This window comes from Acuticoccus yangtzensis (genome assembly GCF_001927245.1).
Lineage (GTDB): Bacteria > Pseudomonadota > Alphaproteobacteria > Rhizobiales > Amorphaceae > Acuticoccus > Acuticoccus yangtzensis.
The window spans coordinates 170,833-183,464 of record NZ_MJUX01000005.1 but is presented as its reverse complement, the minus strand read 5'-3'; the positions used below and the strand labels follow the sequence as shown (position 1 = coordinate 183,464).

Below are 12,632 nucleotides of genomic sequence, written 5' to 3'. Positions count from 1 at the left end.
GGGGCGGCCGCTGGGCGCTTCAGGCGAGCGGGATCGCGTTGCCGGATTTGTTCGCCTGGTACTGGTCCGACAGGGCGGCGTAGCGGGTGCGGATCGCCTCGGCCTCGGCCTCCAGCGCCTGCGCCTCGGGCACGGCGGCGGCGAGGTCCATGATGCTGCGGGCGCTCCAGAAGGCGTTGTCCTGGCGGTAGGCGCCGTCCGCTACGCCGAACACCTCGGCCATGATCTTGAGATCGTGCGGGATGGAAAAGGCGTCGCGGCTGTCTTCGTAGGTGAAGAAATAGGTGATGGTGTCGTAGCCGGCCCATGTGATCGCGGCGAGGCACATGGGGCACGGCTCGTGCGTCGACAGGAACACGAAGTCGGTCGGCGCACGACGCGACAGCACCGGGTCTTCGCGCACGGTTTTGAGGAGATGCACCTCGCCGTGCCAGAGCGGGTTCTCGATCTCGTTGTTCGTGGCGACGAAGGCAGTGGAGAGATCCGCCTTTTCGAGGAGCGCGGCGCCGAAGATCTTGTTGCCGGCGGCGACGCTCTTCTCGGTCATCGGCAGGACGTCATGTGCCAGGCAGGCGAGGCAGCGCCCCGGAAGGCGCGGATCGGCGAGGAGGGCGGCGCGGTCGGTCATGATGTCAGCCGTGGGTCGGGAGGTCAGCGATTGGCCGGGCCGATGGCCGGCCGGTCGGCGCGGCGTCATGCTCGCACGGTGCATGCCCGCCGCCTACCCGTCTTCGCGCCGTCGTCCCCGGCGTGCCGTTACCCGCCCGGCCTTCACCTGCGTCCACTGCGGCCGCCGCCTCGCCCCATCGGCCCGCGACCGGTGGCGCCGTCCGATCAGACGTTGACGCTGCGGCTGGTGCGCGTCTCGGTCACCGTCCCGCGTGGCGGGGCGGGCTCGTCGTCCGGCGTGTAGAAGAAGCCGCCGCGACGACCGCCGCCGCCAGTCGAGGCGTCGCCTTCGCCCTCACCGCCACCGCTGGGTGCACTCGCCGCCTCGACGGTGATTTCGCTCGCCTCGTATCCGGCGCGCCGGATGAGCTGCGTCAACTCGGAGCGGTCTTCGCTGAGGCGGGCCGCGGTCTCCTTCACGCTCGCCACGACGCTGACTTTGAGCCCGGACCCGGAGAGGCGCATCGTCACCGTGAGACTGCCGAGCGCTGCGGGCTGAAGCTGGATCTCAACCACCCGCACAGGCCCGGCCGATTGCGGCGGCTGAGCCTTGGCGACCTGGCTGGCGGCCTGCATCTGCGACGGTGCGCGCCCGTCCAGCGCCGCCCGCAGCTCGGGCAGGGTCCGCTCGATCAGGCGGCCGAGCTGGTCCGTCGCCAAGCGCCCATCGGCCGGAGTGCCGCCGCTGTCGTCCATCGGCGGGGCAGTGTCGATGCCGATCGACTGGCCCAACGGCAGGCCGCCGGAGCGCTGCGGCATCATGACGGGAGCGAAATGTGTCTCGCGCCGGGTCACGGTGGTGTTGAGCTGCTCGGACGCGGCGTGGCGCTCTTCGGCGCGGAAGGCGGGCATGCGGCGGCGCTGCTCGGCGGCGAGGTCGTCGGCAGCGTAGGGGGTCACGTTGCCGATCATCTCGGCGCGGCTCAGATGCGGCCGGCCGGGCGCATCGTGAGACGCGCCCCGTTCCGCCTGCTGTCGCGGTTCGGCCTTCGCCGCGGGCGACGCGGTTTCGGCCTCAGCCGCCACCGGCCCGGCCCTCAGCGCCTGGTCGACGGCGCGCACACTCGCCATCGTGCGAAGGCGCATGTCGGCGGTGAGCGGCCCGTCCTTCGCGGCGGCGCGGCCTTCTGCGCCGGGCATCGTGGCCTCACCGGGGCCGGTCAGCGTTCGTGCGTCATTGGCGGCGCTGCCGGTCATGGTCCGCAAGCGCTCCCGCACGGTGGTGCGCGCCTCCTGCACCGGGTCCAGACGCGGTGCGGCGGCGCGGGCGGCAGTCTCGGCCGATGCGGCCGCGGCCGCGGCGGCGCCAGCGACGTTCGGCGTCTCGGCGGCGCGCATCTCCCTTGCGCGTTCCGCCGGCCGCTCCAACGCCTGCGGAGAGGGGGCGCGGCCGGGCGTGCGGGGCTGATCGCCGCCCGCCACCGCGTCCGGGTCGCCGTCGAACGGGCCGAACGCACCGTGATGAACGTCGGCTCGTGACGGGTCGGCCGCCTCGCGTCCGTCGCGGATGCGGCTCAGCGTGCCGTAACGTTCATCGAGCCGCGCCGTGATCTTGGCGAGGGCGTCCACCGCATTCGCGCGCGGCGTTCGCTCGCCCGTCTCACCGGTGGCCGCGCGGCGCGGGGTGAGCAGCAGGTCCGAGATGTCGATGCGCGAACCGGCTTCTCCGGCGCGCTTGGCCTCCGCTTCCAGGTGCGTGGCCTTGCCCGGCTCACCGCGCCCCTTGCGACCGGCACCCAGTGCCGGATCCGGCTCGGCATCGGCCGCCGGACCGGCGCCGGCGGCCAGCTCCTCGCCGAGGGCGGCGGCGATCGCCTGCTGGAAGGCGAGCGAGAAACCCGGCCCGGCCTGGTCCTGACGCTGCGGACCGAGGTGCGGGGCCGAGAGAGACGACTCTGCGCCAATCCGGGTCATTGCGAATTCTCCAATAGGGCATCAATCGAGGAGACGGCGTCGGCAACGCGCCGTTCGACATCCAGGGGCGGCCCGAGCGGATCGTCCGGGTCAGCCGCCTCGTCGGGAGAGACGGCCGCGGCGGCGGTGGACGGCACCACGCCTCCACCATCCGCGCCCGCCGGGCCGCCGGCGCTCATCGCCCCGCCGGTCGTCCCGTCCAGCGCTCCGGCCAGCGGATCATCCGCGCCGGAGACGTCCGCCGGGGCGGTATCCGCCGAAGTGTGGCCGCTCAGCATCGGGGCGGCCATGTCGTCGTCGTAAGCGGGGCCGGGCAGGGTGGCCACGCTCTTCGACAAGGTCAGCGCGGCGGCCAGGATGGCGCGGTCGTCTTCCGGCAACTCGGCCGCCTTGCTGAGGCGCTCCAGCTCTTTGGTGGCGTCCTCCAGCTTGCCGGTGTCCACCACCTCCGCCGCCGCGCGGTAGAGCTCGGCCCTGTTATAGTCGAGCGAGCCTTCCCCGGCGGTGTCGAGTACGCGGGTCGCGGCGGTCTGCGCCGCCTTGTGGCTGCCGTTCTCGATCGCCGCGCGGGCGATCAGCAGGTAGAGTTCCTGCCGTCCGCCAGCGGTCATCGGCTCGAACAGCGGCGCCAGACGCTCGATCGCGCTTGGATCGTTGATGAAGCTCATGTGCGTCAGCGCCGAGGCGAGGCGGCGGCGGAAGTTGCCGGCATAGACCGATCCGCGGAACTTGCGCAGATAGCGGCTCACCATGCTCTGGAAGGCCGGAAAATCGTCACTCTCGGCGGCGAGGAGGATGGCGCGGCGCAGCGCGGCCTCTTCGACCAGCGTTCCCGGCGCGCTCATCCGCGCATCGTCGAGATAGTCCATCGTCTTGGCGCGGTCCTTGCCGACGGCGAGTGCCGCTTGGGCCAGCCGGACCGAGCCGAAGACCGAATGGGCGATGTCGCTGTCCGGCACGGCTGCGAAGTGGCGCGCGGCGTCGTCGACGCGGCCTTCCATGAAGGCGAGGGCGCCTGCGGCGAGGCTCATGTAGGTCTCGGTCAGCCAGGCGTCGGCCAGCACGTCGCGCACCACGCTGGGGTCACCGCCCGACAGCCCGTAGGTGACGAGGGCGCGACCGTTCGCAGGGTCCTCCCACTCGCGCGGGGCGGAGGCGCGGAAGCGCTCCCCGATGCGGCGGGAGAGGACGCGCTGCGCCTGCAGCGCGGTGGAGGAGCCGCGGGCGATGTCGTCCTGCAATGCCGTCATCATGCGCACGAGCTGGAACGGCGTCGGCCCCGGCGGGATCGGCGTGGTGTCGACCCGTTGGGGCGCCTCTTCGCCTTCGCTTTCGCCATCGGCGCTTTCGGCGTGCTCGTCTCCTCCGTCGCCGTCGCCGTCACCGTCGGCATGGTCGTCGCCGCTCCCCGCGGCCGCCGCCTCGGCGGCGTGGGCCGACCCGGCGTCGGCCGCCGCGGGAGGGGGACCGCCCGCACCGCCGGCGTCATCTTGCGGCGTCCCGGCCGGGCTTGCCGCGGACGCAGCTCCGCTCGCGCGGTCAGCGGCATCCGCGCCGGTGCTGCCGTGCGCATCAGAAGGCGCCGCGCCGGTCCGGTGGCTCGCCTCATCGCCAAGATGAGCGGACCCGCCACCGGGCGCAGCCGCCGCGTGTTGCGCCGCTCCATCGTCCGCCGCAGCGTTCGTGTCAGCGCCCGCGCCGTGTGGCGCGCCGGTACCGGAAGGCCCGGCCCCGCTCGCGGTGTCGCCCGCAGCAGCCGCGTCAGTGTCCGCCGGATCATACGGCTCTGCCGCGGGGCGGTAAGGCGCCTGCGAACGATCCTCTTGCGCGCCATCGGCCGAACCCTCCTGTGCTGATGCGCTCCCTGTGGACGTGGCGGAGCCGCCGTTGTGGGCGGCGAGGGCGGTGACGGGGGTGGACCCGGCCTGATCCTGCGTCCCGGCCGCGTCGGCGTCGATCACGACCACCTCGGGCAGCGCGTCGGCGAAGGGCAAGACGGCGGTCGTCTGAGCGCGGCGCGGATTGAGGCGCGGCACGTCGGGCCGCAGCGGCAGCATTGCGGCCTCCGCGTCCAGCGTGACGGTCGCGGCAGCCGGGGCGGCAGCGGCCGCGACCGTTGTCGCGGTCGGCGTGGCGCGCCGCGGCGCGGGCGGCGGCACGGGAACCGCGCGGCCCGCGACCGTGCGGCCCGGCGCGGCATCGCCAGGCGCCGCGGTGCCGTTGGCCCCCGCCACGCCGCTGCGGCCCACGCCGGAGCGCCCTGCGGTCGAGACCGCGTCGCGCGCTGCGGACGGACCGTCCGCGACACGGCCCGGCACAGTGCCGGCGCCCGGCACGACGCGCACGCCCGCCGCGCCGAGGGGCGAACCCTCCGCGCCGCGTGAACCGGTGGGCTCCGACGTCTCGTAACGCGGCCGGTTCGACCGGGCGCGAATGTTGAAGCTCGGCTTGAACTGAACACGGTCCCGGCGCTTGGGCTTGGGCGGCTCATCCGTCAGGAGCTGGGCGAGCTCGGTGCGCAGCCCATGGCTGTCCGCCGTCCCGATGATGCGCGGACGGGCCGCCTGCTGCGCGGTCCGCTCGGCCGCCGAGGCGACGCCGAATGAAGGCGTGGTGCGCGTGTCCGCAGCGTCCGCCGCGTCTGCCGGGCGCGGCTCGCCCGGAGTGCGATCTGCGACCTGACCCGCGACCTGACCCGCGATCGCGCGGACGAGGGCGCCGGGGCGAAGGTCCAGCGGTGCGCCGGGCTTGGCGCCGGTCTCGGCGCGTCTGGACGCGTCGGACCCGCCGTTGCCCGTTCCCCACGACATGTGCCCCGGATGCGTGACCATCAGGTTCAGCCGCTCCGAATCCGCCGCGACGGGCGCGGCGGACACGAGCGCGATGGCCGTGGTGAGGGCCAGACGATACGTCAAACGGTTCACTGAGACACCTCGGCGGGCTCATAGAGGATTTCGATGCGGCGATTTTCGTCCGCAAATGGGTCGCCCGGGTTGGACGGCTCGCGGTCGGCAAGACCCTCCACGCGGGCGATCCGGTTTTCAGCCACCCCGTTGGCCACGAGGGCCTGCTTGGTGGCGTGGGCCCGCTCGAACGAAAGCATCCAGTTGTCCGACGCGCCCGACGAGAAGGGCCGTGCATCCGTGTGGCCGCGCACCACGATGTTGCCGTCGAGCGTGGCGAGCGCCTGCGCCACACGGGCGAACAGCGCCTCGGTCTGCCCGTTCGGCCGCGCCGAGCCGACGGCGAACATCGAGAAGGGACCGTCGTCCGTCAGCGAGATGAGGACGCTGGTCTCGCCCGCCGTCACGCCGATGTCGGCACCGCTGCCGGAGAGCGCCTCGGCAATCCCCTCCGCCGCTGCGGCGAGGGCCTGCGCGCGCGGGTCGGCTTCGTCGACCGGCTGGTCCTGCACGGCGGGCTGCTGGCCTTGAGAGGCCGGCGCAGCGGCGGCGTCCCCAGGCGCGGGCGGATCGCCATAGATCGCCAGCACCGCCTCGGCGAGCGAGGAGCGCGGACCCACGGACGGGCGAGGCCGAGGCGCCGAATGGGCCGCGAGTGCCGTCTGGGACGGGTCCGCCGGGGCCCCGTCGTTCGGCTCGTCGCTGGCGGCGTCCTCGTCGGTCGGCGTGCGGTCGGCGGCGTCGATCTGGCGCTGGTTGGGCACCGCGCCGGGTGTGTCCCGTTCGCCCGGCCGCAGCGAACGTGCCGGGTTCGGCGACGTCGTCTGCCAATAGGCCGGGTCGAACGGATCGCGCGGGCTGTCGTCCATCGAGGTTTCGCCCGTGTCGCCGATGTTGGACTGCGGCACGTCCACCGCGACCGGATCCTCGGGCGCGATCTCGGCCGCGGCCGAGGTCATCACCGCATAGGGGTCGTGGAAGGCGGCGCCGGCGCTCTCGCTGTTGACACCGGAGGAGTCCATGCGGTTCTCGTTGCCGACCTCGACATTGCCGCCGCCCTGTGCCGACCCGCCTTCACCGGGCGAAGCCGATCCCATCGGCCGGTTGCCCGCGGGCTGGCCGTTTTCGTCGCCGGCGGTGGGAGGGCTGACATCCTTCGTCGGATCCTCGATGCCGCGCATGTCCGTCGGCGCGGCCATCAAGTTCATCGGGTTGAAGTAGTTGGCGATGGACTTCTTGATTTCCTCGTCCGTGGCGTTGACGAGCCACATGATGAGGAAGAAGGCCATCATGGCGGTCATGAAGTCGGCGTGCGCCACCTTCCAGGCCCCGCCCTTCTTGACCTCCGCCTCGTCCTCGACTCGCTTGAGGATGATGAGTTCCTGAGTGACTTTATCAGACATCGTCCCCACCGATTGCGCGTTGCAGCGTGTCCGCCCAGGCTGCGATGGTCGTCTGGAGGGTCGTCTCGTCGACGGTGACGGTGAGTTCGGTCTCGCCCTCCACCTCCTCGAATGCGATGCCGTTGTCGCCCGAGGCTTGCCGCAAGGCGTCGATCAGCTGGGCCGGACCTTTGACGGTGATGGCCGCACCCTCGGCGGACGGGCCGACAAGATCGTCCAGGACGGCAGCGAAACGGCGCACCGCCGCATCACGGATCGCCGCTTGGGCGATCGGCGCGAGCGCCTGGCCGAAGGCATCGGACAGCTTCTGATGCAGAGCGTCGAAGGCGTCGGCCGTTCGCGCGGCGAACGCGGTGCCTTCCTCGTCACACCATTTCTTGCGCGCGTCGGCCACCGCACGGGCGGCCACGTCACGCTCGACCTTGCGGGCGAATTCGACGGCGGCGGTCTTTTCCGCCTCCGCCTCCCGCCTGGCATCGGCGACGGCGGCCCCGATCTGCGCCTCGATCGACATCTTCCCCCCCGCGCTGGACGCGGAGGTGACGAAGGGGGGTACGACCTGGGCCGCGCTGCGCGTCGCGGGTCGGGCCATCGCGCGGCGGCTCGGGTCGGCGGCCGGGTCGGTCGAGGTTCCGCCGACTGCGGGTGTGCCGACACCGGGGGCGCCGGCTGCGGGGGCGGCACCGGCCATCGGCTCGGCAGCGCCGTTCGTCTGGGCCGATCCGTCGGTGCCGGGCACCTCGTCGCCCTCCGCCTCGCCCTGGCGCTTCAGGAGAGCGCGGCGGATCTCGGCGACGCTCGGCTCGTCCGCAGCCGCCAAGCCTCCGGCACGATCGTCATCGCCCTCCGCCTCGGCGTTCCGGCGGTTCGGCAGCGCCGAGGCCTTCTTCAGAAGCAGCGGATTGAAGCGCCCGTTCTCCTTCATGATCGACGGCGGCGGGGGCGTCGGAGACGCTCCGGTGCTGCGGAGCGTCGGCAGGGTATCGGCAATCGAACGCATCAGACGACCTCAGGCTGTGTGAGCCACTGTTTCAGGAGCTTCGCCGTCTTCTCGGAGTCGTACTCGACGACCTGCTCGAGCCGGTACTGGGGCGAACGGTGCGCACTCTTCTTCAGGTCCTCGATGAAGTTGCGCTCGTCCTCGCTTTCCTCCGAGCCGCTCTGCAGCTTGCCGTCGCCGTCGGCCGCCGTCGTCTGGGCCTCCAGGAGCGTGGCCATGGGCTGCTCGTCCGGGCGGGCGGTCAGGGCACGGATCGCCGGGCGCAGACCGAACCAGATCAGGAGAATGGCGACCACGAGGATGATGCCGGCGTTGATGATCGTCCCGAGCTGGCGGCTGAGGATCGCCACGAAGCCTTCAGCTTCCAACGGCTCCAGGAGATCGTTTTCCGGCGCGAAGGGGATCGTCGCCACCTTCAGCTCGTCGCCGCGGTCGGTCGAAAGGCCCGCCGCCGTCGCCACCAGAGCCTGAATGTCGGCGATCTGCGCCTCCACGGTCGGCCCGTTCGGAGCCTCGGCGTTGGCCGCGATCCGGTCCGCATTCACGAGCACCGCAACCGACAGTTTTTCGATGGCGAACCCGTCCCGCACCCGCTCCACGCGGCGTGAGGAGATCTCGTAGTTCGTCAGCTCCTCGCGGCGGTTGGAGTCCTCCGTCGAGTCGGCCCCGCCCGCGGTCGGCAGCTCTTCCTGGGGAATGTTCTGCTGCACCGTGACCGGCTGGCTGGTGTTGCTGTTCTTGGCGGATTGCTCCTCCTTGACGGTCCGCACCGACCGCTCCACCCGGCTCTCCGGGTCGTAGATCGTTTCCGCCTCGGTGGTCTTGTCGATGTTCAGCTGCGAGGTGACGCTGACCGTGAAGTTCTGAACGCCGAGGAACGGCACCAGCGTCTTGCGGATCTGCTCCTCGAGGCCGGAGTTCGTCTCCTTCTGGAGCCGGGCGAGGCGGCCGGTCGATTGGTTGGCCGGATCGTCGCCCGAGGCGAGCACCGCGCCGCGCGTGTCGAGCACGGTCACCGAGCCGATCTCCATCGACGGTATCGCCCCCGCCACGAGATGGCGGATCGCGTCGGCGGAGGCGTCGCCCTTGGCGCCATCCGTGCGGATGACGACGGACGCGGACGCCGGCCTCTGCTGGCGGCGGAAAGAACCGCGATCGCTCATCACGAGGTGGACGCGGGCGGCGGAGATGCCCTGCATTTCCTGGATGGTGCGCGCCAGCTCTCCTTCGAGCGCCCGAACCCGCGTCACCTCCTGCATGAAGGAGGTGAGGCCGAAGGAACTCATGTCGTCGAAGAGCTCGTAGCCCGCGTTGGGCGAACGCGGCAGGCCGTTCTCGGCCAGCAGCATCCGCGCCGTCGACGTGTCGGCGAAGTTGACCAGAACGGCGTTGCCTTCGGGCGAGACGTCGTAGCTGATGTTGGCGTCGGACAAGACGTTGCCGATGCGCGTAATGTCTTCCCGGTCAAGCCCGGTATAGAGGACTTCGCGCGCCGGCTTTGCGAGATAACTCGCCCCCACACCCACGACGACCAAGGTCGCGATGGCGATGGCGGTGAGCGCTGCAAGGCGACGGGGGCCCAACTCCCGCATATTCGTTAGGACCCGCTCGACGTGTTCGCGGCCGGTCATCGGCCCTCCTCATGGCGATAACAGATTGCTGAACGTGGCGGCCGGAGTGGAAAATCCGCGCAATCCCGGCCGTAACGGGATCAATGTGGCTGATATGCCTTGGCCCTATCTTGCGCCCGGCCCGAGGACCCGTTCGGGCGCCGCCGCCGCCCGCTCCCCTTGTTGCGGCGGTGCACCAGGCGAAAGGCGGTGCAATGAGCGGCCGGCCCGCCGCAGCGGGGCGTTCGGCACCGACGGCGGGGCGCAAGCCGGGGGCTCGGGTCTCACCAGCGATCAGGGAGCCGCCTGATCGCCGGATCCGCCCTCGCACCCGCCCTCTGGCGCAGGCCCGGATTCGCCGCAAGGACAAGCCGCCTTCGGCGGGCCTGCGGCTCCTTGCAACGGACCCGGCCCCGCGCCCTTCAGTTGGTGCGAGGGCGGCTCCAGCGATCAGGCGAACCGGACCCGCAATGCGTTCGCACCTCTGAGGGGGCGGCGGGGGGTGGCGACGTGAGCCGGGGGAGGAGGGCACCGCAGGCATCGCGGCGGCCGGTGCGAGGTGCGGTGCAAACGAAAACGGGCCGCGTGATGATCACGCGGCCCGTCCTTGTGTGTCAGCGGCCCGTCAGGCCGCGTCGGCGCGAAAGCTCTTAGCGGAAGAGCTGAAGAACGTTCTGCGCCGAAGCGTTGGCGATGGAGAGGGACTCCACCGAGAGCTGCTGCTGGGTCTGCAGCGCGCGCAACTTGGTGGACTCTTCTTCCATGTTCGCGTCGATCAGCGAGCCGACCGCGCGCTCGTTGGCGTCCATCAGCGCGTGCACGAAGGTGAGCTGGCTCTCGGCGCGGGCAAGGTTCACACCCACCGAGTTCTGCGCCGAAATCACGTCCACCATCGCATCGTCGACGAGCTGGATGAACTGTTCCAGACGGCCGAGGTCGTCCGCGCTGTCCGTCAGCGCCGAGATGTCGACGTCGAGCACGGTCACCGTGGCGTCAGCGGCCAGGGCGCCCGACACGGCAACGCCGCGGGCCTGGTCGAGGATGCCGATCTTGGAGGCCGCCGTCGCATGCGCGTCGGTCAGCGTCAGGTTGGAGATGTCGAGCTCGATGTGCGAGATCGAGATACCGGAGGCCGAACGCTCGAAGGAGGCGACGATGGCCTTCGTGGCGTTCCAGTCCGCCGCCGAGGAATCAACGGCCAGGAAGTTCTGCTCGTTGATGACCGAGGCGCCGGCCTTGTTCTGCATGTCGGTCAGCAGGCCGTCGATTTCGACCTGCACATTGGTCCGGTCGACGCCCGGCTGGCGAGCGGAGACCAGGAGCTCTTTCATCTTCTGGAGCGACTCGCGGGTCGACTCCAGGCCGTTATACATGACGTCGAGGGTCGACTGGCCGATGGCCAGCGCGTCCTGGACGGCACCCAGCGCGCCGTTGTCGGAGGCGGTGGTCGTCGCGATCGCCCAATAGGCGGCCGAGTCGGACGCTTTGCCGATGCGCAGACCCGTCGACACGCGGTTGTTGGTCGTGTTGAGGTCGGAGTTGATCGCGTTGAGGGTCTGGAGGGCGACCATCGCGGCGGTGTTCGTGAGAAGGCTCGTCATCGTCTTTCCTTATGGAGCTTGAGAAAGACATGCCGACGATCGGCTGGAGCAGGGCGGGTACATCCCTTTGGTAAAGGCGGCGCCTCGCGCCATATGCGGGCGAGACACGCGCCCGACCAACCTGCAGCCACGACCTGTTTACCCCCCTGCGCTTTGGCGAAGCTGACCGGATTTTCATATCGGCATCCCCGTGCCGAGAACCTCGGCGGCGACGCTCCGAAGGCCGTGTGGCCGGGCGAAGAGCGGCAGCCGGAGAGACTGGGCACCGGCCGAAACCGTCCGCGATGGTGCCCGAAGGACGGATCTTGGCCGCAGCGGAGGCAAAGCGCGGTGCGGCAGCCGTCCGTTGAAGAGGCCCGGCCGCGTGAACGCGAAAAAGCCGCGCCCCCGAGGGAGCGCGGCTTGATCGAACGGGCCAGGCGGGATCAACGGTCCCGCCCGGACGATCAGGATTAGCGGAAGAGCTGCAGGACGTTCTGCGCCGACGCGTTGGCGATGGAGAGGGACTCCACGGAAAGCTGCTGCTGGGTCTGCAGCGCGCGCAGCTTGGTGGACTCTTCTTCCATGTTCGCGTCGATCAGCGAGCCGACAGCGCGCTCATTGGCGTCCATCAGCGCGGCGACGAAGACCTTCTGCGAGGTCGCACGCGCCAGGTTCACGCCGATGGTGTTCTGCGCGGAAATCACCTCGGTCAGCGCCTCGTCCACCGCGCCGATGAAGCCTTCCAGGATCGTCAGATCGGCGGCAGAGTCGGCGAGGTCGCCCACCGGGGAGGCGATCGTCGTCGGATCGGCGTCGTTGGTGTCGTAGGTGGCGAGCGCCATGATGCCGTCGAGCGTCGTGCCGCCTTCAACGGTCACCTGGGCGATCGTGGCACCGGCATTGGCCCGCGCCTTGTCGAGGATGCCGGTCTGACCGCCGGTGTCGACCAGGAACACCGAGGTGATATCAAGCTCGATGTGCGACAGGGAGATCCCGGTCGAGGACCGCTCGAAGGAGGCGACCACCGCCTTGGTGGCATTGTAGTCGAGCGCAGTGGTGTCGACGGACAGGAAGTTCTGCTCGTTGATGACCGAGGCACCCGCCTTGTTCACCATGTCGGTGATGAGGCCGTTGATTTCGGTCTGCACGTTGGCGCGGTTCACGCCCGGCTGACGGGCAGACACCAGAAGCTCTTTGATCTTCTGCAGCGACTCGCGGGTCGTCTCCAGACCGCCATAGGCGACGTCCAGCGTGGACTCGCCGATCGACAGCGCATCGGTGACGGCACCCAGCGCGCCGTTGTCGGAGGCGGTGGTGGTCGCGATCGCCCAATAGGCAGCGGAGTCGGCAGCCTTGTTGATCCGCAAACCCGTCGACACGCGGTTGTTCGTCGTGTTCAGATCGGAGTTGATGGCGTTGAGCGTCTGAAGCGCGACCATCGCCGCGGTATTGGTAAGAAGGCTCGTCATCGTCTTTCCTTTGGAATACTGAGAAAGACATGCCGATGGTCGGCGAGGGCAGGGCGGCCTCATACCTTTGGGACGGGCGCT

The 12,632-nt window shown here is 70.4% G+C and carries 8 protein-coding genes; all 8 read right to left on the bottom strand.

The genetic code is table 11. The features are described from left to right. Window positions 1–19: 19 nt before the first annotated feature. The 8 genes from BIX52_RS14230 to BIX52_RS14195 all read right to left on the bottom strand — a co-directional run bounded on the left by BIX52_RS14230 (window position 20) and on the right by BIX52_RS14195 (window position 12,551). Window positions 20–628, bottom strand: coding sequence for a cytidine/deoxycytidylate deaminase family protein (locus BIX52_RS14230; protein ID WP_075221744.1), 609 nt, complete (start codon window positions 626–628; stop codon window positions 20–22). A gap of 206 nt (window positions 629–834) precedes the next feature. After that, window positions 835–2,583, bottom strand: a complete 1,749-nt coding sequence (fliK, locus tag BIX52_RS14225; protein WP_075221743.1) for a flagellar hook-length control protein FliK — start codon at window positions 2,581–2,583, stop codon at window positions 835–837. Then, window positions 2,580–5,507, bottom strand: a complete 2,928-nt coding sequence (locus BIX52_RS14220; RefSeq protein ID WP_157956266.1) for a hypothetical protein — start codon at window positions 5,505–5,507, stop codon at window positions 2,580–2,582. The genes fliK and BIX52_RS14220 overlap by 4 nt, the downstream gene beginning before the upstream one ends. Then, entirely contained in the window at window positions 5,504–6,889 is a 1,386-nt protein-coding gene (locus BIX52_RS14215) for a flagellar motor protein MotB (RefSeq protein WP_075221741.1), read from the bottom strand. Before BIX52_RS14215 ends, BIX52_RS14220 begins: the two co-directional genes overlap by 4 nt. After that, window positions 6,882–7,889, bottom strand: coding sequence for a hypothetical protein (locus BIX52_RS14210; protein WP_075221740.1), 1,008 nt, complete (start codon window positions 7,887–7,889; stop codon window positions 6,882–6,884). The genes BIX52_RS14215 and BIX52_RS14210 overlap by 8 nt, the downstream gene beginning before the upstream one ends. Further along, window positions 7,889–9,520, bottom strand: a complete 1,632-nt coding sequence (gene fliF / locus BIX52_RS14205) for a flagellar basal-body MS-ring/collar protein FliF (protein ID WP_075221739.1) — start codon at window positions 9,518–9,520, stop codon at window positions 7,889–7,891. Before fliF ends, BIX52_RS14210 begins: the two co-directional genes overlap by 1 nt. Before the next feature lie 629 nt (window positions 9,521–10,149). Further along, the gene (locus tag BIX52_RS14200) at window positions 10,150–11,100 is read right to left on the bottom strand and encodes a flagellin N-terminal helical domain-containing protein (protein WP_075221738.1); all 951 of its coding nucleotides are present in this window, start codon (window positions 11,098–11,100) and stop codon (window positions 10,150–10,152) included. A gap of 452 nt (window positions 11,101–11,552) precedes the next feature. After that, on the bottom strand, window positions 11,553–12,551 hold the full coding sequence (locus tag BIX52_RS14195; RefSeq protein WP_075221737.1) for a flagellin N-terminal helical domain-containing protein: 999 nt from the start codon (window positions 12,549–12,551) through the stop codon (window positions 11,553–11,555). Window positions 12,552–12,632: the final 81 nt, after the last annotated feature.

Excerpts from the sequence above, each read along its gene's own strand:
- fliK (WP_075221743.1), bottom strand. The coding sequence starts at position 2,583 with ATGACCCGGATTGGCGCAGAGTCGTCTCTCTCGGCCCCGCACCTCGGT.
- BIX52_RS14200 (WP_075221738.1), bottom strand. The coding sequence starts at position 11,100 with ATGACGAGCCTTCTCACGAACACCGCCGCGATGGTCGCCCTCCAGACC.
- BIX52_RS14230 (WP_075221744.1), bottom strand. The coding sequence starts at position 628 with ATGACCGACCGCGCCGCCCTCCTCGCCGATCCGCGCCTTCCGGGGCGC.
- BIX52_RS14195 (WP_075221737.1), bottom strand. The coding sequence starts at position 12,551 with ATGACGAGCCTTCTTACCAATACCGCGGCGATGGTCGCGCTTCAGACG.
- fliF (WP_075221739.1), bottom strand. The coding sequence starts at position 9,520 with ATGACCGGCCGCGAACACGTCGAGCGGGTCCTAACGAATATGCGGGAG.
- BIX52_RS14210 (WP_075221740.1), bottom strand. The coding sequence starts at position 7,889 with ATGCGTTCGATTGCCGATACCCTGCCGACGCTCCGCAGCACCGGAGCG.
- BIX52_RS14215 (WP_075221741.1), bottom strand. The coding sequence starts at position 6,889 with ATGTCTGATAAAGTCACTCAGGAACTCATCATCCTCAAGCGAGTCGAG.